Source organism: Rhodococcus sp. JS3073, from assembly GCF_026810085.1.
Taxonomy (GTDB): domain Bacteria; phylum Actinomycetota; class Actinomycetes; order Mycobacteriales; family Mycobacteriaceae; genus Rhodococcus_F; species Rhodococcus_F wratislaviensis.
Window position 1 is genome coordinate 1,150,433 of record NZ_CP113951.1, and the last position, 21,881, is coordinate 1,172,313.

The 21,881-nt window shown below is 68.7% G+C and carries 23 protein-coding genes; 4 read left to right on the forward strand and 19 right to left on the reverse strand.

All coding sequences use genetic code 11. The features are described from left to right. The first annotated feature begins 50 nt into the window (after window positions 1-50). Window positions 51-1,769, forward strand: coding sequence for a TIGR03767 family metallophosphoesterase (locus OYT95_RS05580; RefSeq protein WP_268790945.1), 1,719 nt, complete (start codon window positions 51-53; stop codon window positions 1,767-1,769). Here OYT95_RS05580 and OYT95_RS05585 read toward each other — a convergent pair. Beyond that, complete coding sequence (locus OYT95_RS05585) at window positions 1,766-2,302, reverse strand: potassium channel family protein (protein ID WP_037244780.1); 537 nt, start codon at window positions 2,300-2,302, stop codon at window positions 1,766-1,768. The two genes, OYT95_RS05580 and OYT95_RS05585, sit on opposite strands and share 4 nt — an antisense overlap. Before the next feature lie 205 nt (window positions 2,303-2,507). Between OYT95_RS05585 and OYT95_RS05590 the strand changes: the two genes are divergently transcribed. Continuing rightward, window positions 2,508-4,139, forward strand: coding sequence for an Hsp70 family protein (locus tag OYT95_RS05590; protein WP_268790946.1), 1,632 nt, complete (start codon window positions 2,508-2,510; stop codon window positions 4,137-4,139). Here the strand turns inward: OYT95_RS05590 and tsaD are convergent. Genes tsaD through OYT95_RS05625 form a run of 7 tightly spaced genes read right to left on the reverse strand, consistent with a single transcriptional unit; the run spans window position 4,132 to window position 10,599 of the window. Further along, on the reverse strand, window positions 4,132-5,169 hold the full coding sequence (tsaD, locus tag OYT95_RS05595; RefSeq protein WP_112302234.1) for a tRNA (adenosine(37)-N6)-threonylcarbamoyltransferase complex transferase subunit TsaD: 1,038 nt from the start codon (window positions 5,167-5,169) through the stop codon (window positions 4,132-4,134). The genes OYT95_RS05590 and tsaD overlap by 8 nt on opposite strands. Further along, on the reverse strand, window positions 5,166-5,645 hold the full coding sequence (gene rimI / locus OYT95_RS05600; protein WP_037244769.1) for a ribosomal protein S18-alanine N-acetyltransferase: 480 nt from the start codon (window positions 5,643-5,645) through the stop codon (window positions 5,166-5,168). Before rimI ends, tsaD begins: the two co-directional genes overlap by 4 nt. After that, a complete protein-coding gene (gene tsaB, locus OYT95_RS05605) occupies window positions 5,642-6,301 on the reverse strand; it encodes a tRNA (adenosine(37)-N6)-threonylcarbamoyltransferase complex dimerization subunit type 1 TsaB (RefSeq protein WP_268790947.1) in 660 nt (219 codons plus the stop codon). Before tsaB ends, rimI begins: the two co-directional genes overlap by 4 nt. Before the next feature lie 50 nt (window positions 6,302-6,351). Then, window positions 6,352-6,840 (reverse strand): tRNA (adenosine(37)-N6)-threonylcarbamoyltransferase complex ATPase subunit type 1 TsaE, encoded by a 489-nt coding sequence (tsaE, locus tag OYT95_RS05610; protein WP_037244760.1) that lies wholly within the window; start codon window positions 6,838-6,840, stop codon window positions 6,352-6,354. Beyond that, window positions 6,830-7,894, reverse strand: coding sequence for an alpha/beta fold hydrolase (locus tag OYT95_RS05615; RefSeq protein ID WP_268790948.1), 1,065 nt, complete (start codon window positions 7,892-7,894; stop codon window positions 6,830-6,832). The genes tsaE and OYT95_RS05615 overlap by 11 nt, the downstream gene beginning before the upstream one ends. Next, window positions 7,895-9,100 carry an alanine racemase gene (gene alr / locus OYT95_RS05620; protein WP_268790949.1) on the reverse strand — a complete coding sequence of 402 codons (1,206 nt, stop codon included), beginning with the start codon at window positions 9,098-9,100 and terminating at the stop codon, window positions 7,895-7,897. 17 nt (window positions 9,101-9,117) lie between these two features. After that, the gene (locus OYT95_RS05625) at window positions 9,118-10,599 is read right to left on the reverse strand and encodes an NAD(P)H-hydrate dehydratase (RefSeq protein ID WP_268790950.1); all 1,482 of its coding nucleotides are present in this window, start codon (window positions 10,597-10,599) and stop codon (window positions 9,118-9,120) included. Between the two features lie 52 nt (window positions 10,600-10,651). On the opposite strand from OYT95_RS05625, the gene OYT95_RS05630 reads away from it, so the two are divergent. Continuing rightward, the gene (locus tag OYT95_RS05630; protein ID WP_063748322.1) at window positions 10,652-11,026 is read left to right on the forward strand and encodes a cupredoxin domain-containing protein; all 375 of its coding nucleotides are present in this window, start codon (window positions 10,652-10,654) and stop codon (window positions 11,024-11,026) included. Window positions 11,027-11,058: 32 nt separating this feature from the next. On the opposite strand, the gene glmS is transcribed toward OYT95_RS05630, so the two are convergent. Next, window positions 11,059-12,921 carry a glutamine--fructose-6-phosphate transaminase (isomerizing) gene (gene glmS / locus OYT95_RS05635; RefSeq protein ID WP_037244746.1) on the reverse strand — a complete coding sequence of 621 codons (1,863 nt, stop codon included), beginning with the start codon at window positions 12,919-12,921 and terminating at the stop codon, window positions 11,059-11,061. A 96-nt stretch (window positions 12,922-13,017) separates the two neighbouring features. Between glmS and OYT95_RS05640 the strand changes: the two genes are divergently transcribed. Beyond that, entirely contained in the window at window positions 13,018-13,854 is an 837-nt protein-coding gene (locus OYT95_RS05640) for a dienelactone hydrolase family protein (protein WP_268790951.1), read from the forward strand. 9 nt (window positions 13,855-13,863) lie between these two features. On the opposite strand, the gene OYT95_RS05645 is transcribed toward OYT95_RS05640, so the two are convergent. The 10 genes from OYT95_RS05645 to rocD all read right to left on the reverse strand — a co-directional run bounded on the left by OYT95_RS05645 (window position 13,864) and on the right by rocD (window position 21,878). Next, on the reverse strand, window positions 13,864-14,088 hold the full coding sequence (locus tag OYT95_RS05645; RefSeq protein WP_268790952.1) for a hypothetical protein: 225 nt from the start codon (window positions 14,086-14,088) through the stop codon (window positions 13,864-13,866). Between the two features lie 164 nt (window positions 14,089-14,252). Then, window positions 14,253-14,711, reverse strand: a complete 459-nt coding sequence (locus OYT95_RS05650; RefSeq protein WP_268790953.1) for a hypothetical protein — start codon at window positions 14,709-14,711, stop codon at window positions 14,253-14,255. 158 nt (window positions 14,712-14,869) lie between these two features. Next, window positions 14,870-16,306, reverse strand: a complete 1,437-nt coding sequence (gene tnpB / locus OYT95_RS05655) for an IS607 family element RNA-guided endonuclease TnpB (RefSeq protein ID WP_268790955.1) — start codon at window positions 16,304-16,306, stop codon at window positions 14,870-14,872. A 775-nt stretch (window positions 16,307-17,081) separates the two neighbouring features. Continuing rightward, window positions 17,082-17,651: a hypothetical protein gene (locus OYT95_RS05660; protein WP_268790956.1), complete on the reverse strand. Its 570-nt coding sequence runs from the start codon at window positions 17,649-17,651 to the stop codon at window positions 17,082-17,084. Next, window positions 17,648-17,830 (reverse strand): hypothetical protein, encoded by a 183-nt coding sequence (locus OYT95_RS05665; RefSeq protein ID WP_268790957.1) that lies wholly within the window; start codon window positions 17,828-17,830, stop codon window positions 17,648-17,650. The genes OYT95_RS05660 and OYT95_RS05665 overlap by 4 nt, the downstream gene beginning before the upstream one ends. Continuing rightward, window positions 17,802-17,945, reverse strand: a complete 144-nt coding sequence (locus OYT95_RS05670) for a hypothetical protein (RefSeq protein ID WP_268790958.1) — start codon at window positions 17,943-17,945, stop codon at window positions 17,802-17,804. Before OYT95_RS05670 ends, OYT95_RS05665 begins: the two co-directional genes overlap by 29 nt. An 86-nt stretch (window positions 17,946-18,031) precedes the next feature. Next, complete coding sequence (gene glmM, locus OYT95_RS05675) at window positions 18,032-19,369, reverse strand: phosphoglucosamine mutase (RefSeq protein WP_268790959.1); 1,338 nt, start codon at window positions 19,367-19,369, stop codon at window positions 18,032-18,034. Between the two features lie 137 nt (window positions 19,370-19,506). Further along, window positions 19,507-20,043 (reverse strand): 30S ribosomal protein S9, encoded by a 537-nt coding sequence (gene rpsI / locus OYT95_RS05680; RefSeq protein ID WP_005239729.1) that lies wholly within the window; start codon window positions 20,041-20,043, stop codon window positions 19,507-19,509. Continuing rightward, window positions 20,040-20,483, reverse strand: coding sequence for a 50S ribosomal protein L13 (gene rplM / locus OYT95_RS05685; RefSeq protein WP_005239728.1), 444 nt, complete (start codon window positions 20,481-20,483; stop codon window positions 20,040-20,042). The genes rpsI and rplM overlap by 4 nt, the downstream gene beginning before the upstream one ends. 168 nt (window positions 20,484-20,651) lie before the next feature. Next, entirely contained in the window at window positions 20,652-21,878 is a 1,227-nt protein-coding gene (gene rocD / locus OYT95_RS05690; RefSeq protein WP_268790960.1) for an ornithine--oxo-acid transaminase, read from the reverse strand. Window positions 21,879-21,881 lie beyond the last annotated feature (3 nt).

Here is a 21,881-nt window from a genome sequence, read left to right on the forward strand (position 1 = left end):
CCGGGCCGAATGTCGGCCTGTCTCACGGGTCGTCACCTAAGGTTCCTCTGGTGTCTGACATCAATCGGCGTAAATTCCTGACATTTGCCGGACTCGGGGCGATCGGGGCAGTGGGATTCGGAGCACGCCCGTGGGGGTTGCAGTACGCGGGCGCGGCGCCGCTTCCCACATCCGGGGCAGGTACCACCCTCGAAGCGGTGGCCGTCCCTCTCGGCAACTCCGGCTACCGCAGGCTCGGCGCAGGACCGGGGTGGCCGACGATCGTGCGCACCGAACTCGCCGAAGCTCGCAGCGGGCGCGAGGACCGGCGCACCGCCGTCGCCTCCCTCGTCCAGCTCACGGACGTCCACCTGGTCGACGCCCAGTCCCCGATGCGTTTCGAATACGTGCACCCCTTCACCGGTTCCGCGTTCCGCCCGCACGAGACACTCACCGCACAAGGTCTCGTCGCCCTGGTCGCACGCGTCAACGCGCTCGCGTCCGGCCCGCACACCCAGCGCCCGTTCGACGCGGTCGTGAGCACCGGCGACAGCACCGACAACAAGGAATTCGCCGAACTCGGCTGGTTCCTCACCGCACTCAACGGGGGCACCATCGTCCCCAACACAGGCGCGCCCGACCGCTACGAAGGCGTGCAGAACTCGGGTGCCGATCTGTACTGGAACCCGGAGTCCTCCATTCAGGACATGTACAAGAAGGCCGGGTTCCCCGAGATACCCGGCCTGCTCGGGGCGGCGATCACTCCCGTCACGAGCCCCGGACTGCGCACCCCCTGGTACTGCGTCTTCGGCAATCACGACGACTCCGTGCAAGGCACTGTCCCGAGCGGCATCCCACCGCTCGAAGCCATGTACACCGGTTCGCTGAAGTTCGAGGTCCCCGGGTCGCCGGAGCAGGCGAAGGCCGTCGACATCGCCACCAGGTTCGACCCGGGCGCCATTCCCGCCGCCCTGTCCGCGTTCACGATCCCACCGCGGGTCGTCACACCCGACCCCGCACGCGCCCCGTTCACTCCCCGCCAGTTCATCGCCGCACACCTGGACCCCGCCAACACCGGTCCCGGACCGGTCGGCCACGGTTTCGCACCGGACGCCGGTGAGACCGGGATCGGCTACTACTCGTTCGAGATCGCACCCGGCGTGGTCGGCATCAGCATGGATTCCACCAACCGGGCGGGGTTCGTCGACGGCTCGCTCGGCGCGGCGCAGTTCCGGTGGATCGAGGACACCCTGGCGGCCGGCAGCAGCCGGTATTTCGACACGGCGGGCAACCCGGTGACGCAGGCACGCAGCGACACCTGGTTCGTTCTGTTCAGTCACCACACCAGCGGCAGCATGGACAACGTCGTTCCCGACCCGGCGGCCCCGGCGGAGCCCCGGATCCGGGGCTCGCGACTGGTGGATCTGCTGCACCGATTCCCGAACGTCCTCGCCTGGGTCAACGGACACACTCACGAGAACCGGATCACCCCGTGGCCCGGATCGACTCCGGAACAGTCGTTCTGGGAGATCAACACGGCCTCGCACATCGACTTCCCCCAGCACGGGCGGATCATCGAGGTGGTCGACAACGTCGACGGAACCGTGTCGCTGCTCACGACGCTGTTCGAGGCCGACAGCCCCTACGCCGTCGAGCACACGGATCTCTCACCGCTCGGCTTGGCGTCGCTGTACCGGGAGTTGTCGTTCAACGACATTCACGCCGACCCCGACCTGCTCGGCGGGACGCCCGACCGGAACGTCGAACTGGTGCTGGCGTCGGGTCGTTAGACCCGGCGCCTGCGGGCCCAGCCGACCGCCGCGACGACCGCGCGGATGCCGACGCCGAGCAGGATCAGGTTTCCGATGATCTGCACACTCACGACGGCGCGCGACGGATCGGTCGTCGCGGCGATGTCGCCGAACCCGACGGTCGAGAAGACGGTGAGCGAGAAGTACAGCGCACCCATGCGCGTGAGGGGTTCGGTGAAGTAACCCGGATCACTTTCGGACATCAGGCAATACCCTGCCGCGAATCCGAGGAGGTAGATCGGCAGGATCAGGGCCAGAGCTTCGATCGCCTGGAGCGCCGGTATGTCGGACTGGACGATCCGCCGGATCTGCCAGACCGCGACCAGCACGACGACGAGCAAACCGCCGGCCAGGAAGAACACGCCCGACACGTCCCCGAACGAGGTCCACGGCAGGGCGAAGTAGACCACGACGCATAGGACGACGGTGACCAGCGGGCGCAGAAAGGCGCGCAGCAGAAGCCGTCGGCGCTCACGTCTCGTGAGGTCGCGAAAATCGCTGGCGCGTCGCATGAGATTCCTTTGGACAACTGTGCAGGTGAGACCGGATATCGAGGGCCATCCTCGTCTTCTGCGGCCGAAAGTCGGGAGCGAAATCCGTTTGTTTTCTGTAACGTTCAGATAACAGTCGCCGATTCAAGGGGCAGGGAATCCCCGCTGAGCAGGGTGTTCCGACAGAGATGGCAGGTCACGCGTCGAAAACGTGAGGGGGTGTGTGATGGGGATGTCCTTGGGGATGTCCACCGGCGCGGCCGGTGTGGGTTCCGCCCTCGTCACCACGGCCTCCAACGGTTCGCAGAACGTCGAGTTCCGGTACCTGTCCGCCGATCAGGCGCACACCGACCTCGGTGACCTGGTCCGCTCGTCGATATCCCTGATGACCACCCAGGTCCCTGCCGACCCCACCACTCCCGACGCCTTCGCCGTCGCGTACCGCACGGCGGAACAGGCGCATTCGATCCGCAGCGCCGTCAGCAGGCAGCGGCACCGCGTGCATCTCGTGCCCGAGACCGCCGCCACTCTCACCTACCTGCGTCACACCGGTGAGGTCGCTCAGCATGCCACGGTGGCCATCGTCGACTTCGGCGAGTCCGGACTGTCGGTCGCCGTGGTCGATCAGGTGGACGGCACCGTCCTGCACGCCGACCGCACGAGCCACGTGAGCGGCACCGGAATCGACGATCTCGTCTTCCATCACGTCGTCGCCGGCCTCTCCACCCCGCATCCCCTGCGGCACCTGGACCGCGACCTGCTCTCGGCGCGGTGCCGCGTCGCCAAGGAGCAGTTGTCCTCGGAGTCGAACGCGCACGTCGACATCGATCTGCCGGGCATCCGCCCGATCGGGATCAGCCGCACCAGGTTCGACGAGATCGTCGCACCGACCGTCCGGGTCGCGGTGGAGTTCATCCGTGCCACCGTCGCCGACTCCCCGCGGCAACCGGACGCCCTGGCCCTCGTCGGTGGTGGCGCGAACATTCCCGCGATCACCGCCGCTGTCGCCGACGCGTTCACCGCACGGGTCGTCGTGATGCCCGAGCCCGACACCGCGACCGCGAAAGGTGCGGCGTTGCTCGCCGTCTCCTCCGCCATCCGCGACTACCCGGCCACCGAGTCGAACCGCCCCGGTTCGGCCGCCAAGGTGTCGGGGGCACTCGTCGGCGCCCTCGTGGTCGGAGGGCTCGTACTCGGCTACGGCGTCAAGGAACTCGCGCCCGCGCCCGATCCCAACGTCTCCCCCGCGGGGACGGACATGTTCCAGACCACCGAGCAGGTCACGACCACGACGACGGACGACCCTCCCGCCACGCGGATTCCGTCGTACGATCCGACGCCGACGTCGGAGTACTACCCGAATCAGGTTGTCCCGCCCACGTCCGAAGCGCAGACGGACCGGACGCCCGAGCAGGCGCCCGATGCGACGAGCGAGCCCACGACGCCGCGCACCACCACCCCGGTACCGACACCCTCGGCTCCCCCGCATCCGACACTGCCCGGAACGAACCCGTCACAGCCATCGTGGCCGCACATCGAATGGCCCGCGATTCCGCCGCTGTGGCCGCAGGTTCCGGGGGAATCCACGCCGAACGAACCGAGTCCGGTTGCGCCCGCACCCGACGTTCCCGAGGTGGCACCGCCGCCTGCGGAGACGCCGGCCGCGCCCGCGGAACCTACTGCGCCCGCTGCGCCCGCGGCGCCTACTGCACCCGCGACGCCCGAAGGGCCCTTCCCGATGATCCCGGCGCCGGGCACAGTCGCTCCGAGTCCCGATGCGGCGAAACCGAGTGGTGCTCAGCCCGGTGCGGCGCTCACTCCCCCGGCCACGCAGACCGTCACGATTCCGGTCAGCTGAACACCTGACTGGTCGCCACCGACAGTCCGGGGTCGCTGGCCACGGTCAGCAGGGACGGCGCGGCTCCGCCGGCGATCAGATGCGCGCCGAGCGAGGCGATCATCACGCCGTTGTCGGTGCACAAGCGCGGTTTCGGCACCCGCAGGGTCAGTCCGGCGTCGGCGCAGCGTTCCTCGGCGAGTGCGCGGATGCGTGAGTTGGCCGTGGCGCCGCCCCCGAGTACCAGTGTGTCCACGCCGACGTCGCGGGCTGCGCGCACCGCTTTCATCGTCAGCACGTCCGCCACGGCTTCCTGGAAGCTCGCGGCGATATCCGGCACCGAGCAGGCCTCCCCGGCCCGCTCCTTGGATTCCACGTACCGTGCGACAGCCGTCTTCAGCCCGGAGAACGAGAAGTCGTGCCGGGCGTCCCGGGGACCGGTCATTCCGCGCGGGAAGGGAATGGCGTTGCGGTCGCCGTCCTGCGCCGCGGCGTCGAGGGCCGGGCCCCCGGGGAATCCGAGGCCGAGGAGGCGGGCCACCTTGTCGAAGGCTTCGCCGGCCGCGTCGTCCACGGTGGTGCCGAGTTCGACGATGGGTTTCGCAAGGTCCTCGACGTGCAGGAGATGGGTGTGCCCACCGGACACGAGCAGCGCCACGCACGGCGGCATCGGTCCGTGTTCGAGGGTGTCCACCGACACGTGACCGCCGAGGTGGTTCACCGCGTAGAACGGGACGTCCCACGCCGCCGCATACGCTTTCGCCGCCGCGACACCGACGAGCAGGGCGCCGGCCAGACCGGGTCCGATGGTGACGGCGAGAGCGTCCGGCTTGGCGATCCCGGCGGCGGCGAGGGCCCGCCGCATCGTCGGGACGATCGCCTCGAGGTGCGCGCGGGACGCGACCTCCGGCACCACCCCGCCGTACCGTGCATGCTCCTCGACGCTGGATGCGACCTCGTCCGCGAGGAGTTCGCAGGTTCCGTCGCCGTTCCACCGGACGATGCCGACTCCGGTCTCGTCACAAGAGCTTTCGATCCCCATGACGATCATTGCACCGGCTCCTCACCCGATCCGGGGCGACGCATCGTGAAGGCGTCCGCACCGCTCGGTTGGTAGTACTTCTTACGTGTTCCCACGATCTCGAATCCTTCACGTCGGTAGAGGGCGATCGCCGCGTCGTTGTCGGTTCGCACTTCGAGAAACACCGGGCCACCCCGGGTGTCGGCCACGCGGAGGAGCTCGTCGAGGAGGGCTCCGCCGATCCCCCGGCGCTGACACGCCGGATCCGTTCCGATCGTGTGTATCTCGGATTCGGGATGTGAGCCGTTGCCCAGCAGGGCGATTCCGGCGTACCCGACGACGTGGCCGGTGTCGTCCCGCGCCACGGTGTAGTGCACGTGCGGGGCGGCGAGTTCCGCCCTGAATGCGCCCGCGCTCCAGGGTCCGTCACCGGCGAACAGGAGTGTCTCGAGCTCCGCGCACCGTTCGGCGTCGGCGACCGCCATCGGTTCGATGCGGAATGTCATTTCTTCCGGTCCGCCAGTTCGACCGCGTCCGGGCGCCGTAGATAGAGCGGCACGAGCGCCGCCGGGGCGGCACCACTGAACAGGGCGTCCGCGGCCACCGCGACCAGCCCTGCGGGCGACGGTGTTTCCACGGGCTCGACCGGCAGATCGAAGAAGTCGACGTGGGACGGCGATCCCGCCACCACCTCGGACGGCATCGGCTCGAGTTCGCGCGGCTTCACCACCGCGGGACCTTCGACCCGCACCCCAGCCGAGTAGCGCGCCCAGTACACCTCACGCCGGCGTGCATCCGTGACGACCAGCAGATTCCGGTCACCGTCCACCTGCGCGGCGATGGCGTCGAGGCTGCACACGCCGTGGGCCGGAATACCGAGGGCGTCGGCGAACGCGGCGGCGGTGGCCATCCCCACGCGCAGTCCGGTGAACGGCCCGGGTCCGGCGCCGACCACCACCGCGTCGAAGTCGGCGGCGACGTGACCCGACTCGGTGAGGCACTCGAGGATGTGCGGGGTGAGCACTTCCGCGTGGGCGCGCGGGTTGACCGTCACACGCACCGCGAGGGTGTCCACCGCCTCCACCGACGCGGAATCGGCCGAAACCCGGACGACTCCGGCGGTCACGGCAGGCGTGGACGTGTCGATGGCGAGAACAAGCACGGTAACTGAGGGTACTCGCACGTCAGAACCGCTCCCGACACCCGACCCCGTCAGGAAATCCACTCCCAGTGGGCGGTGCGGACGTCCGTCTCCGGTTCGCGGCGCAGGCGTACCCGCAGGTGACGATCAACCAGCTGCTCGGCGATGCCCTCGCCCCATTCGACGACGACAACCGCTGCAGCCAGGTCGGTGTCGAGGTCGAGCGCGTCGAGTTCGTCCAGTGCGTGGGGGCCGCTTCCGCCCAGTCGGTACGCGTCCACGTGCACCATTCCGACCGGTGCGCCCCCGTCGGGGCGCGTGCCCGCCCGGTGCTCCCGCGCGATCACGAATGTGGGCGAAGTCACTCGCCCCTGCACGCCGAGCCCGGCTCCGATCCCCTTCGTCAGTGCGGTCTTCCCCGCACCGAGTGGTCCGTCGAGAACTACGAGATCACCGGCGACGAGTCCCCGGGCGAGGTCCCGCCCGAACTGCTCGGTGTCCTCCGCCGTCGGTAACACCACGGTCCCGCTCACGGGCAACACTCCCTCCTCAGCCGACATCGGACTGCTCACGCGACTCGTACGTGGCCAGGCCACGATGCAGCACCCGGTCGACTGCGTCCGACACGACGGTCGGGAACTCGAGCTGCACCAGATGGCCGGCGCCACGCACCCGCACCAGTTCGGACTCCGGAAGGTCCGCTGCCAGTTTCCGGGAGCTGCCGAACGGGATGATCATGTCGCTGTCGCCGCACACCACGACGGACGGGGTGTGCTCGATCGCCGCGAGTGACGCGGACTCGTCGTGCAGTTCGAGTGTGCGCAGAAAGTTGACGATGGTGACCACCGACGTCCGGTCCAGCATGGAGTCGGAGAACTTGTGCAGCCGCGGACTCACGTCCGTGCCGTACGACGCCGCCCGCAGAATCGGGGTGATCAGCACGCGGGCCGCGCCGCGCGCGTGCTGGACGAGTTCGGGCGAGGTCCGGACGGCCAGCCGGAAGCCGTCGATGACCGGGTTCTGCAGGTTCCGCGTCAATCCGGTCTCGCTGAGACCCGCAGCGGCCGTGGCCACCAGGCCCACACCGACCACCCGCGACGCCACCAGTTCGGGACGCAGACCGGAAAAGGCCAGCACCGTCATCCCGCCCATCGAATGCCCCACGAGCACAACCGGTCCGGTGGGGGCCTTCGCCTCGATCACGGTCGCGAGATCGGCGCCCAGCTGAGCGATGGTACAGCTCGCCGTGGACGGCACACCCGAATCGCCGTGCCCGCGTTGGTCGTAGAACACCATCCGCACGTCGTCGCCCCACCGCTCGGCGAGCTGGCGACGCTGGAAATGCCACGACGTCATGTCCAGGCAGTAGCCGTGCACGAACACCGCCGTCACCGGCGCATCCTCCGGGCCGACCTCGCGGACCGCGAGCGCGACGCCGTCCTCGGTGACCACGACGCTGCGCCGGTCCCGCGACATCAGCGTGAAGTCCTCGTCGCCGTAGATCTCGCGGCCCGGCCGGGCCGCGCTGCGCAGCGCGTTGACACCGGCAACCGAACCGAGCGCCAGTGCGCTCAGCACGCCGCCGACGAGCCCCAACCGCTTCGACAACCCCATCTAGGTGCCCGTCCCGCCGACGTAACTGCGCACCGTGCGTCCGCGTACCCCGGTCACCACCTCGTAATGGATGGTGTCCAGTTCGTCGGCCCACGCCTGCGCGTTGGGCTCGCCGAGGTCGCCGTTGCCGAAGAACACCGCGGTGTCCCCCTCCCGGACTCCGCCGCCGTCCGGTCCGAGATCGACGACCACCTGGTCCATGCAGACGCGTCCGATCCCCGGACGTCGCTCCGAACCCAGCTGGACCTCGAAACGGCCGCTGAGCGAGCGCGGCAGCCCGTCCGCGTACCCGAACGGCAGCAGCGCCACCGTCGTATCCCGTGGGGCCACCCACTGGTGTCCGTAGGACACGCCTTCACCTGCCGCTACCTTCTTCACCAGAGCCACCCTCGATCGCAGTGTCATCGCCGGGCGCAACCCGAACTGACCGAGTTCGGGAACGGGCGACAACCCATATATCGCGATTCCCGGGCGAACCATGTCAAACCGCAGGTCGGGACGGGTCAGGGTGGCCGCGGAATTGGACAGGTGCACCACTTCGGGGACCAGCCCCTGACGCTTGGCATCTGCGATCGCGCCGACCAGGCGATCGCGCTGGGAATCGATCCAGGCGTGGTGCGGCTCGTCGGCGTGGGCCAGATGCGAGAAGATGCCGCGCAGCCGCACCGATCCCTCGGCCTGCGCGCGCGCCAGATCGACGAGGACCTGCGCCAGCTCGTCGGGTGCCACCCCGTTGCGATTCAGTCCGGTGTCGACCTTGATCGTGACGATCGCCGTGGTGCCGACGCTCCGGGCCGCAGCGACCACCGCGGCGAGGTGGCGGGGCGAGGAGACGCCGAGTTCGACCCCGGCCGCGATCGCGGGGGCGAAATCGGCGTCGACGGTGTGCAGCCACGCGAGGACGGGTGCGTCGATGCCGGCGCGGCGCAGAGTGAGTGCCTCGGACACTGTCGTCACGCCCAGTTCCGATGCTCCGGCGGCCAACGCTGCGCGTGCCACGGGTACCGCGCCATGGTTGTAGCCGTCCGCCTTCACGACGGCCATAATCGCCGCGTCCCGGGCGCTGTCGCGCAGGATACGGACGTTGTGCGCAATTGCATCCAGATCGACCACGGCCTCGGCCTGCGGTGCCGGCGCCGCCTGTGCGGGCGCTGCGGGTTCGCTGTGTCCGTGGTCGTCGGCCGGTACTGCTTCAGCAAGCGTCATGTGTTCGATCCTGCCATTCACGATGAGGCCGGCATTTCTTCGGGTGACACCCCCGCACGGAGAACTCTGATCGACTCCCTGAGGTGCGCGAGCAGCGTCCCGGCGGAGATCGGTGCTGTTCCGCGGCCTGCGGACAGGTCCGCGCCACCGCCTCGGGCCGCCAGGTTCGCGGCCAGCGAGTGAGCTCGCGCACCCACCGCTGCGGCCCGGGCCGGAGCGATACCCGCGGCCATGAGCGAGCCGATGATCCCGGCGAGCACGTCCCCCGCCCCCGCGGTGGCGGACCACGACCCGCCCGCCTCGTTGACGAAGATCCGGCCCCCGGGTTCCGCGATCACCGTGGCCCGCCCCTTGAGCAGCAGGTGCACGTTCAAGTCGGCGGCGAGAGCGCGTGCCGACGCCACCCGGTCCGGACCCGGATCCTTCCCGGTCAGCCGGGCGAACTCCCCGGCGTGCGGGGTCAGCAGTGTCGCTGCGGTCCGCGACCGCACCAGGTCCGGGTCCTCGGCGAGCAGGGTCAGACCGTCCGCGTCGACCAAGACGGGCACGTCGGAGTCGAGCAGCGTCCGCAGGGTGCGTCGGGCGGCGTCGTCGGTTCCCATACCCGGCCCGACCACCCACGACTGGACGCGTCCCGCCTTCGCGAGATCGGCGGTCGCGATCACCTCCGGCGAGTGCGCGAGCACCTCGTTCGTGCACGGCCCGGCGTAGCGGACGAGCCCCGACGTGGCCGTGACCGCGGCGCCCGTACACAACACGCCTGCGCCCGGGTAGCCGTCGCTGCCTGCGACCACGCCCACCACACCCTGCGAGTACTTGTCGTCGTCCGCCCCCGGCACCGGCCACGCGGCACCCACGTCGGCGGCGTCGAGGGCGGTGATCCCGGCTTCGCCGAGCAACAGTCCGATGTCCACCAGCTCGACTCGGCCGCAGTGCGCCGCGCCGAGCGCATGAACCGGTTTGAGGGCACCGAATGCGACGGTGACGGCGGCGCGCACGGCGGGCCCGTCGACCGCCCCGGTCTCCGGGTCCACACCGCTCGGCAGGTCCACCGACACGATCGGTGCCTCGATCCGGTCGACCAGGTCCGCAGCGTCGGGCCGCAGCGACCCCCTGCCGGAGATTCCCACGATCCCGTCGATCACCAGATCGGGCAGCCCCAGATCGCCGGTCGGGACTGCCACCCGCCCGCCGGCCGCGGTGAACGCGGCCAGCCCGGCCTCGTGCGCCTTCTCCGGTTTGAGCAGGACCGCGGTGGCCGCGACACCGCGCTTGCGCAGCATCGACGCCGCCCACAGCGCGTCGCCGCCGTTGTCCCCGGACCCCACCAGCACCGTGATCGTGCGACCGGCGACGCCCCCGGTCCGCGCTCGCAGTTCCGCCGCCATCACCGTGGCGAGCCCATGCGCGGCGCGTCGCATCAGTGCGCCGTCGGGAAGAGACGCCAGCAACGGCGCCTCTGCGGCTCGAACCTCGTCAGCGGTGTAGTAGCCCCGCATGGGAACTCCTCGGCGAGAAGGGTCGGTACCGGGTCAGACTACGCTCGACGTCATGCGTGGACGTGGAAGCTCGTGGATCGCCGGAGTGGCTCTCGCCGCAAGCATTTCGATGGCGGGCGTCGTGTCCGGGTGCGGTTCGCCGGACACCGCGGCGCCCGAGGCCCCGACCGGACCCGTCGTGCAGGTCGCGAACATGGCGTACGCGCCCGCGACGCTCACCGTCAAGGCGGGAGACACCGTCACCTGGAATTTCGACGACAAGGGTGTCACCCACGACGTGGTGGGTGTCGGCGCCGCGAAGAGTGTGCTGCGGAGCCGGTTGATGCAGACCGGCACGTTCACGTACACGTTCACCGAACCAGGGACCTACGACTACACCTGTTCGCTGCACCCCGAGATGACCGGCACCGTCGTCGTCACTCCGTAGGGGCGCGGCCCTGCCACGCCCCACGGTCGCTGCTATTCGACGGTGACGGACTTCGCGAGGTTACGCGGCTTGTCGACGTCGTAGCCCCGTGTCTGCGCGACCTCCGCAGCGAACACCTGCAACGGCACCGTCGACAGCAGCGGCTGCAGCAGCGTCGGCGCTGCCGGGATCTCGATCAGGTGGTCGGCGAACGGGCGCACGGCCTCGTCGCCCTCCTCCGCGATCACGACGGTCCGCGCACCGCGGGCCTGGATCTCCCGGATGTTGCTCAGCAGCTTCGAGTGCAGCACCGCACGCCCCTTCGGGGACGGCATCACGATGATCACCGGCAGCCCGTCCTCGATCAACGCGATCGGACCGTGCTTGAGCTCACCGGCCGCGAAGCCCTCGGCGTGCATGTACGCCAGCTCCTTGAGCTTGAGTGCACCCTCGAGCGCCACGGGGTAACCGACATGGCGGCCCAGGAACAGCACCGTCGACGAGGACGCCAGCTCCCGCGCCAGCGCCCGCACCGGCTCGACCGTGTCGAGTACCCGGCTCACCAGGTCGGGCATGGCCTCGAGATCGGCGTACTCGCGAGCGACCTCGTCCGGGTACTTGGTGCCGCGGGCCTGGGCGAGCGCCAGGCCGACCAGGTAGTTCGCCGTGACCTGCGCGAGGAACGCCTTGGTCGACGCGACACCGATCTCCGGACCTGCCCGGGTGTAGAGGACGGCGTCGGCCTCGCGCGGAATCTGGGCGCCGTTCGTGTTGCACACTGCCAGCACCCGAGCCTTCTGGTCCTTGGCGTGGCGCACGGCCTCCAGGGTGTCGGCCGTCTCACCGGACTGCGAGATGGCCACGACCAGCGTCGACCGGTCCAGGACCGGGTCGCGGTAGCGGAATTCGCTGGCGAGCTCGACCTCGACGGGCAGCCGGGTCCAGTGCTCGATGGCGTACTTCGCGAGCAGCCCCGAGTGGTAGGCGCTGCCGCAGGCGACGACGAAGACCTTGTCGACGTCGCGCAGCTCCTGATCCGACAAGCGCTGCTCGTCGAGGACGATCTTCCCGTCCTGGAAGTGACCGAGCAGGGTGTCTGCGACTGCGGCCGGCTGCTCTTCGATCTCCTTGAGCATGAAGTAGTCGTGGCCGCCCTTCTCGGCGGCGGCGAGGTCCCAGTCGATGCGGAACGGGCGGCCCTGCGCCTCGGATCCGTCGAAGTTCAGAATCGAGTACCCGTCCGCGGTGATCACCACGACCTGGTCCTGCCCCAGCTCGACCGCGTCACGGGTGTGCTCGATGAACGCCGCGACATCGGACCCGAGGAACGTCTCTCCCTCGCCGACACCGATGACGAGAGGCGTCGAGCGACGCGCCGCGACGATGGTGTCCGGGTGATCCGAGTGGGTGAAGACGAGCGTGAACGCGCCCTCCAGCCTGCGCAGCACGCTCAGCGCGCTCGCGACGAAGTCACCGGCCGTCTCACCCGAGGCGTAGGCCCGGGCGACGAGGTGCACCGCCACCTCGGTGTCGGTGTCGCTGGAGAAGTCGACTCCGTCGTGCTCGAGTTCGGCCCGCAGCGGGGCGAAGTTCTCGATGATGCCGTTGTGCACGACGGCAACCGTGTTGCCCGCATCACGGTGCGGGTGCGCGTTGCGGTCGGTCGGCCTGCCGTGCGTGGCCCACCGCGTGTGACCGATCCCGGTGCTCCCGGTGAAGTGCTCGGCCCCGATCTCGTCGAGTTCGGCCTCGAGATTCGCGAGACGACCCGCCTTCCGCTCGACCGCCATGCCGCCGTGTCCGTCGAGCACGGCGATACCGGCAGAGTCGTATCCGCGGTATTCCATTCGCCGCAAGGCCTCCACCACAACAGTCAGAGCCTGCCGGTGGCCGACGTATCCCACGATTCCGCACATGGTTTATCAGGGTACTTGGACCGGGCGACGCGGCGAAGTCGGAGTGTGGGCCGCATCGGCTCTCTCGCCGGGCCGCGATCGGATAACGTTCTCCCCGTGGCGCCGAAACCGAAGACCCTGGCCCGTGAACTGTCCAAGCGTGGACCGCACCGCGTGCTGCGGGGTGACCTCGCCCTCGCCGGACAGCCGGGCGTCGTATACACGCCCGAATCAGGCTTCAACCTGCCGGCCGTCGCGTTCGCGCACAGCTGGATGTCAGGTGCCGACCATTACCGGAAGACGCTCGAGCATCTGGCTTCGTGGGGAATCGTCGTGGCCGCCCCCAACAGTGAACGCGGTCCCGTGCCCTCCCACCTGGGCCTCGCCACCGACCTGCGGGCCACCCTCGACATCTGTGTGGGCGTGCGGCTCGGCCCCGGCCAGATCAGCGTGCAGCCCGACCGCGTCGCGTTCGCAGGACACGGGATGGGTGCGGGTGTGGCGGTGCTCGCCGCCGCGCAACGGGACGTGTCGGCGGTCGCCGCCCTGTTCCCGGCTCCGACCGCACCGAAGGCCGAGAAGTATGCGTCCAAGATCACAGCGCCGGGTCTCGTCGTCGCCGGTGCCGACATCGACACCATGAACAGCAACGCCAAGGCGCTGGCCGAGGCGTGGGGCGGAGAACACGTTCTGCGCGCCGTCAACGGGGCCAAGGAGTCCGGGCTCACCGAAGGCCGCCGCCTGCTGGGTGCACTCGGCATCGGCGGTTCCGAGCGGAAGACCCAGCAGATCACACGCGCGTTGCTCACCGGCTTCCTGCTCTATCACCTCACCGAGGACAAGAAGTACGAGGTGTTCGCGAAGGCGGACGCCGAACTCCCCCACACCACGCTCGTCGACCCGCACGAGGAGCACACCGACGCCGGCTTCGAGGGTGTGCTCCCGCACATCTGAGGCCTCGGGTCACACCAGCCAGCTGCGCGGCCGATAGAACTCGTCGTCGTCGAGTGTTCTCGGTTGCGCAGCCGCAGGCGGCGCCGCTGCAGACTCGGTCCGGCCGCCGCCGGACCGGTTCCCCGAGGCTTCCTCGTCTCTGGCCCTGCGCTCGTCGATCCGCTCCCGGAACACTTCCAGGTCGGCCCGCATCCGTGCCCGTTGTGCACGCAACTGTGCGGCTCGGTGGCTCACAGCGGCCCGGCCTCGGCCAACTCGGCGCCGCTGTCGAATCCGGCCACGGGACCTGTCGCCAGTTCGGGTGCGGACCGCGGTTCCTGTAGCGGCGGGCCTCGACGACCCAGGAACACCGACCAGTCCGGGCACCACAGGCGGGACCGGTGCGACTGGAGCAGTAGTCATCGGCGCGGCGGCAATCTGGGGTGCGGCGGCCATCGAACTGGTGGTCGCGTCCCCACCACCGGATCGAGGCGGGACGTACGCCGGGCCGTCCGCGCAAGTGCCTCGGCGGGCGCCGTCGGCGCAGCAGGTGCGGGATCGAACGCCGGCCGTAGAGGCGGGGACGGTGTCGGCAATTCGCACCTCGGGACCTCGGCGCGGGGTGCCGGATCGGGAGTGCCCTCGGGATGAAACCCGGGCAGCACCTCGATCGACCGCGCCTCGACGAGAACTGCGTCGTACGGAGCGTGCACCGCTTCGGCGCAGTCCAGACACGCACCGGTGAACTCCTGCTGCTTCTCCCCGTACACGTGCCGAAGGTTCGCGTCGAGCCAGTCCTTGATGATTCCCGTAGCCCGCCGCACCACGTCGTCCCGTTCGAGTCGGCGGAGCGGACCGCCTCCGCCGTCGTTGTACACACCGTTGACGTGCCAATAGTCGTCGCCGGCCGCGTTCGGGGAACCAATAGGACGGGTCGTCCATGCAGTCCTTCGCGGCGGAGTTGTCTCCGTCCTTGCCGCAGGCGGAGATCTGCGCGAGGACGTCGTCGACGACGATCTGGGCCGCGCTGTACCGTTCATGCTGAGTGTCGTTTAGTGCCTTCGGCATGAGTGTCCGGGTTACCCCGGCCACGTTCACCACTCGGTGGTGTTCCCGCAGCGATACCGTCTGCCCGCCGAGTGGCGGGTCTTATGGTTGGTTTCTGTCGGGCTTCTTTTACGTCTCGTCCGCAACTCGCCGAAGACGCACCACCGTCAACAACCGCTGCGAGTGCAGCGAGGTTGAGGGCGGCGTTGTGATCACGATCCGCGCGGAATCCGCACGCATCGCAGGTGAACACCCGAACATTCAGAGGTAGCTTGTTTTTCACTACCTGGCAGTCCGAGCAGGTCTTACTCGACGGATACCACCGGTCTGCCACATGCAGACCGGTGCCGGTCCAATCGGTCTTGTAGGTCAGTTGCCGCCGGATCTCGGCGAGCGCCGCATCATGCAGGGCGCGGTTTAACCCCCGTTTGTAGGCGCCACCGGAACGGGTCATCCCTGCGATGTGGAGGTCTTCGACGACGACGGTGTCGAAGTCCCGCACCAACCGGGTGGTGAGTTTGTGCAGGTGATCGCGGCGCGCGTCGGCGATGCGGGTGTGCACCGCCCGGATCTGTTCCTGGGTGCGCAGCCAACGCCGGGAGGGTTGTTGACCGGTGCGGCGATCCGGGCCGACCCGCCGCGATGCGCGGCGCCCGAGCCGGCGAAGTTTTTTCGCCCGCTTACGTCCGTGTTTCGGATTGTCGATCATCTCGCCGGTCGAGAGGACCGCAAGGTGCTTGACCCCCACATCCACCCCCACGACCGACCTAGGACCAGCGGCAACGGGCGGGAGTGCCCTGGCGGGGAGAGTGATTTCGACGGAGAACGACACCTGCCACCGGCCCCGACGAAACGAGAGGGTCGCCGACCGAATCCGAGCCGCCCCGGCGATCGTCCTGCGGGCCAGTTTGCGGGACGATTCGCACGTCCGGATCGCCCCGATCCGAGGCAACTGCACACGACGGCGGTCGCCGCCGTCGGTGACCAACCCGAAACTGCCGGTGGTGAATCGGCAGGAGGGCACCGCTCGTTTGCTTTTGAAGCGGGGGAACCCCATCGAGCCTTTCCGTTTCCCGGACCGGGCATTGGACCAGTTCGATAGGGCTGCAGCGCAGTTCGCGATTCCGGAACTGTACGCCTCTTTCGAGTTTTCCGGCCACCACGGCTGCCCGGTCTCAGGGTTGACGGCGATGGCGTTTTTGACGGTGTTCCAGTGTTTGCGCAGGCTGTACGCGGACCACGACACCAGCGGCGTCAACTCCGAGTCCGGGATCTCATACGACCGCTCCGCAGCGCGTTGGTCGAGGTTCGCTTTCACCCGCGACAGTGCCCAGTTATAGGCGAAACGCTGCGCCCCACAGTGCGACCGCATCGCCTCGACCTGCTCCGGGGTCGGATCGAGGACATACACAAAAGCACGGATCACCGTCCGACACGAGTCCGCGGACTCTTCGGGAGCCGGGTTCGGGGTCGGTGCCGTGACCTGGTCACCGGGATCGGCGAGCCCAGCTGTGGGTGTCACGTCAGGTCCGCCGCAGCGGTCACCGCAGCTGCGGCACGCCGGCGTGCACCGCACTGCCCGTACCGGCGAGCGCACAGCGAGGTCATCACCTCGGTCCTATCGCGCACCCAGATCATCAGCCACCCCGTTGTCGGTCAACACGAGCAGGGTACGACAGGGCACCGACAACACCGCCTCGCTGCACGCGAACCCGAATCCGGCCAGGCGGCCCCGATGCACGACGGGCGATCGACGACATTCGGATCGGCCAGCGGCCCGCGCAGTGTGGTGCGTTAACCGTTCATGTCGAAATCGGTCTCGGTCACCGTCCTCGACACACCCAGACCACACCTTTCGCGTGCGGTCACCTTCACCACACGCCCCGCCCGGCGTTCCAGATCGGCTTACTGAGGACGACACCCGGCACTACGCCACACCGCACCTACAAATCCCACCGACGGGGTCACGACCGACCGGATCCCCACCGGAATCGTGCCCGATGGCAACTGCCCCGCAGCGCCAAAACGACACTAAACAACATCAAACAACCAGATCACCCAAACTGTATGTAGCCCCCGACCGTCGGCCGGTGCAGAGACACCACCTTGTGCGTCTTGGTCGTTGCCGCGGCGCTCAGCGTGAGGTTCGCCTCGAACAGCACCTCGGCGAGTCCGTGGAGCCGACCAATGGTGGCGTCCGCCTACACGTTCTGTCGGTCGGCGGCGTCGATCGCTGCCGCGGCGGCGACTCCGCTCCACCCGGTTCGCACTGCGGCGACACATCTCTCGTTCTCAACGAGTTCGGTGCGGGCCGTGTCGAGGCTGTGTCCTAGGGTGTCGACGTCGCGGGCGAGTATGTTCAGTCGCATCCCCCGCTCGGCGTCGAACCTCGCGTAGTTGTCGGTGAGTTCGCGAGACTCGAATCCCAGTTTTCTCGCCGCGGGATGGAACAACTCGAAGAATTCGAGGCCCCGCGCGCCGAGATCGAGCATGTCGTCGGGAACGTTGAGACCATTCGGGCGCAGGTGCTCCCCCAGCGTGTTCCGGGATGCGTTCGCGGTCTGGGCGTCGCTGCCGTGCTCCAACAATGCGGCGTACCGCTGATCGGCGGACGGAGTCCGGTTACGCTTGTCGAGCCCGTACTCGTCGAAGTACGGCTGCCACGACGCGTCGTCCCCCTCGCGGGAGGCGGCCAAGGCCTGGAGGAGTTGCTCCTTGTATTCGCGGCTCAGGTTCGGGTCGTCGATCAGCGTTCTCGGATCCGTGGTCACCACTGCACCCCGTTCACGTCGGCGGTGACGTTCGCGTCCGTGCCCGAGTAGCGCGCCGCGGCGGCCCGGAACGCGTGGCCGAACGATTCCGCGTCCGCGGCCCACTGCCCGAGCGCGACCTCGACGACGCCGAGGGCGTCACGCACCGCGTCACCCTTCGCGGCGTAGTCGCGGCCCACCGAATTCCAGCCGGGCGGTCTCGGCGGCCTGCTGGCTCAGGACCTCCGCCGACCGCAGCAGTCTCGCGCCCGCGTCCGTCACCACCGCGACGTCCACCTCGAGCCCATCGCTCATTGCCCCACCCTCTCTTCGCGACCTACTGCGTTAGACGCGACAGCGCACCGATCGGTTCCCCCGGACGATCGGTGCGCTGTGTCCGCTCACACGGAGGCGACGGTGCCCGCCAGTTCGTCGGCGAGCTTCCTGGCCACTTCGATGTCCGAAGCCTCGACCATCACGCGTACGAGTTGCTCGGTACCCGACGGTCGCAGCAGTACCCGGCCGTTGTCGCCCAAGCTGCGCTCGGCTGCCACGACCGCGTCCAGCACGACCGGAGACGCGGCGACAGCGCGCTTGTCGGCGACCCTCACGTTGACCAGAACCTGCGGGAGTGTCGTCATCGCCGCCGCCAGGTCCGCGATCGGCTGTCCGGTCTCCGCCATCCGGCCCATCAGCCGCAGTCCCGTCAGCACTCCGTCGCCGGTGGTGCCGAAGGCGGGGAACACGACGTGTCCGGACTGTTCGCCGCCCAGACTGAAGCCGCCGGACCGCAGCCCTTCGAGGACGTAGCGATCACCGACAGCAGTGGTGACCAGTGAGATCCCGGCCTCGCGCATCGCGATGTGCAAACCGAGATTGCTCATGACTGTCGCGACAAGGGTGTTGTCCACCAGTTCACCTGCGTCGCGCATGCCCAGGGCGAGGACGGTCATGATGGCGTCGCCGTCGATGAGGGAACCGGCGGCATCGACGGCGAGGCATCGATCCGCATCGCCGTCGTGCGCGAGCCCCAGGTCGGCGCTGTGCTCGACGACCGCCTTCTGCAGGCTCTCGAGGTGCGTCGACCCGCAGTTCTCGTTGATGTTGAGTCCGTCGGGTTCGGCGTTGATCGCGACGACGGTGGCGCCGGCGGCCCGGTAGGCGGCGGGAGCGACACCCGATGCCGCGCCGTGCGCACAGTCCACCACCACGGTCAGCCCGTCGAGGCTGTTCGGGAGTGCGGTGGCCAGGTGCTGCAGATACCGTTCCGCGGCGTCCGGCACCGTGCGGACACGTCCGATCCCCGCGCCGGTCGGCGCCCGCCGTGTCGTGGTTCCGGCGGCGACGGCCTCGATCCGGTCTTCCACCTCGTCGTCGAGTTTGTGCCCGCCGGCCGCGAAGATCTTGATGCCGTTGTCGGGCATGGGATTGTGCGACGCGGAGATCATGACACCGAGAGCTGCGTCCAGCTCCGCGGTCAGGTAGGCCACCGCGGGTGTCGGCAACACCCCGACGTTCAGAACGTCGACGCCGGCAGACGTCAGGCCCGCGACGACCGCCGCCTCGAGCATTTCACCGCTGGCTCTCGGGTCACGTCCGACCACAGCCGTCTTGCGTCCCCCCGAACCCGGCGACGCCAGCACCGTCGCGGCGGCGGACGCCACCTGCAACGCCAACTCGGCGGTCAGCTCGGTATTCGCGAGACCACGAACCCCATCCGTCCCGAACAATCGACCCACAGACCAGACCCCTCGCACCTAGGAAACCCACTACATCTCGGATAAAGCACGAGAGCAGGCGTCCGATAACGATGGACGCCTGCTCTCGGGAAGAACAGGTGCCGAAGCCGACCCCGGAGGGCGGCTTCGGCGACACATCAGCGCTTCGAGTACTGAGATGCCTTGCGGGCCTTCTTCAGGCCGTACTTCTTGCGCTCGACGGCGCGGGCGTCACGCGTGAGGAAGCCGGCGCTCTTGAGAGCCGGACGGTCCTCGGGGGTGACCTCGATGAGCGCGCGGGCGATGGCGAGACGCAGTGCGCCGGCCTGTCCGGACGGTCCGCCACCGTGCAGCAGTGCGACGATGTCGAAGGACTCGGCACGCTCGACCGTGACCAGCGGAGCCTTGATCAGCTGCTGGTGCACCTTGTTCGGGAAGTAGTCCTCGATGGTGCGGCCGTTGAGCTTGAAGTCGCCCGAACCGGGGGTCAGACGGACGCGGACAACCGCTTCCTTACGACGACCGACGGTCTGGATGGGGCGATCGATCACGATCGGGGCCTGCGGCGCAGCAGCGGCCTCGATGTCCTCGGCGACCTCGGGCTCCTCGACGGACACGTACTCGTCCGCCGCGACCTCGACAGCCTCGGTGATCTCTTCGGGGTTGGACACGTTCTGCTCCTCCGGCGCCGTCACTGGGCCACCTGCTTGATCTCGAATGGCACCGGCTGCTGCGCGGCGTGGGGGTGGTTCGGGCCCGCGTACACCTTCAGCTTGCTGCTGATGGCGCGACCCAGCTTGTTCTTGGGGAGCATGCCGACGATGGCCTTCTCCACGAGGCGGTCGGGGTTCTTGTCGAGAACCTCACCGACGGAGCGGGACTTCAGACCACCGGGGTGTCCGGAGTGGTGGTAGAGGAACTTGCCCTCACGCTTGTTGCCGCTGATGGCAACCTTCTCGGCGTTGATGATGACGACGAAGTCGCCGCCGTCAACGTGCGGTGCAAAGGTGGGCTTGTGCTTGCCGCGCAGCAAGTTGGCTGCCTGGACGGCAAGGCGGCCGAGCACCACGTCAGTGGCGTCGATGACGTGCCACGTGCGGGTCACATCTCCGGCCTTCGGGGTGTACGTAGACACAGAACTTCCTCGTCTTGTTCAATCCGCTGCTGGCCATTGCGTATCGTCGAGCGATTCCCGGCGGCCAGTTGAGACCCGAGAACCGCCAGCCACTGCGACACGAGGACGCAGCGGCGCACGGCACGCCAACGGAGAACAATACCGGTCGGTGAGGCCCAGGGTCAAAACTCACTCGGCGAGCGCGTCGGCGAGCTGTTCGACCGCCCACGTCAGCTCGTCCCGTTCGATCACCAGCGGCGGGGCGATGCGGATCGTTCCTTCGTGCGCGTCCTTCGCGAGGACCCTGCGTGCCAGGAGTCTTTCACAGATCGTTCGGGCGGACGGCATGCCGTCGGCCAGTTGCACACCGGCCCACAGTCCGCGCCCACGCACCTCCGACACGTGGTCGGGGGGCAGTTGCGACAGCATGCTGTGCAGGTAGGCGCCCAGCTCACGGCTTCGCTGCTGATATTCGCCGGTCTTGAGCAGGTCGACGACCGCGCTCCCGACCGCGCAGGCGAGGGGGTTGCCCCCGAACGTGCTCCCGTGTTGTCCGGGGCCGATCACCGCCATCACCGGCCAGTCGGCGACGACGGCGGAGACCGGCATCAAGCCACCCCCGAGCGCCTTGCCGAGGACGTACACGTCGGGGGTCACGTTCTCGTGGTCGCACGCGAACGTGTCGCCCGTCCGCCCGAGCCCGCTCTGGATCTCGTCGGCGATCATCAGGATCCCGCGGCGGGTGCAGATGTCCCGGACCGCCGCGAGGTAGCCGGGCGGTGGCACCAGCACTCCGGCCTCCCCCTGGATCGGTTCGAGGAGCACCGCCACGGTGTTCTCGGTGATCGCGGCCTCGAACGCGTCCGCGTTCCCGTACTCGACGGACGCGAAGCCCGGCGGGAACGGACCGAACCCGGTGTACGCGTCCGGATCGGACGAGAACCCGACGATCGAGATGGTGCGACCGTGGAAGTTCCCGGCGCACGTGATCACCTCGGCACGTCCCGGCTGCACTCCCCTGACGTCGTAACCCCATTTGCGGGCCAGTTTCAGCGCGGTCTCCACGGCTTCGGCGCCCGTGTTCATCGGCAGCACGGCGTCTTTCCGGCACAGCCGGCTCAGGTCCTCACAGAAGGACGCGAACCGATCGTGCTGGAAGGCGCGGCTGGTCAGGGTGAGCCGGCCGAGTTGTTCGCTCGCCACCCGGACGAGGGTGGGGTGTGCGTGGCCGAAGTTGAGCGCCGAGTATCCGGCGAGGACGTCCAGGTAGTCGACGCCGTCGATTCCCTTCACCCACGAGCCCGCGCCCGACTCGATCACGACCGGCAGCGGCGAGTAGTTGTGTGCGCTGTGTTCGTCGGCCCTGCTCAGCTGCTCACGCGTGGCATCCGACACGGAAACGACTCCGTCCGACATTGC

What these genes read in the sequence shown, in the direction of transcription:
- OYT95_RS05585 (WP_037244780.1), bottom strand. Translation starts at nt 2,302, where the DNA reads ATGCGACGCGCCAGCGATTTTCGCGACCTCACGAGACGTGAGCGCCGA.
- OYT95_RS05590 (WP_268790946.1), top strand. Translation starts at nt 2,508, where the DNA reads ATGGGGATGTCCTTGGGGATGTCCACCGGCGCGGCCGGTGTGGGTTCC.
- tsaD (WP_112302234.1), bottom strand. Translation starts at nt 5,169, where the DNA reads ATGATCGTCATGGGGATCGAAAGCTCTTGTGACGAGACCGGAGTCGGC.
- rimI (WP_037244769.1), bottom strand. Translation starts at nt 5,645, where the DNA reads ATGACATTCCGCATCGAACCGATGGCGGTCGCCGACGCCGAACGGTGC.
- tsaE (WP_037244760.1), bottom strand. Translation starts at nt 6,840, where the DNA reads ATGTCGGCTGAGGAGGGAGTGTTGCCCGTGAGCGGGACCGTGGTGTTA.
- OYT95_RS05615 (WP_268790948.1), bottom strand. Translation starts at nt 7,894, where the DNA reads ATGGGGTTGTCGAAGCGGTTGGGGCTCGTCGGCGGCGTGCTGAGCGCA.
- alr (WP_268790949.1), bottom strand. Translation starts at nt 9,100, where the DNA reads ATGACGCTTGCTGAAGCAGTACCGGCCGACGACCACGGACACAGCGAA.
- OYT95_RS05625 (WP_268790950.1), bottom strand. Translation starts at nt 10,599, where the DNA reads ATGCGGGGCTACTACACCGCTGACGAGGTTCGAGCCGCAGAGGCGCCG.
- OYT95_RS05630 (WP_063748322.1), top strand. Translation starts at nt 10,652, where the DNA reads ATGCGTGGACGTGGAAGCTCGTGGATCGCCGGAGTGGCTCTCGCCGCA.
- glmS (WP_037244746.1), bottom strand. Translation starts at nt 12,921, where the DNA reads ATGTGCGGAATCGTGGGATACGTCGGCCACCGGCAGGCTCTGACTGTT.
- OYT95_RS05670 (WP_268790958.1), bottom strand. Translation starts at nt 17,945, where the DNA reads ATGAGCGATGGGCTCGAGGTGGACGTCGCGGTGGTGACGGACGCGGGC.
- rocD (WP_268790960.1), bottom strand. Translation starts at nt 21,878, where the DNA reads ATGTCGGACGGAGTCGTTTCCGTGTCGGATGCCACGCGTGAGCAGCTG.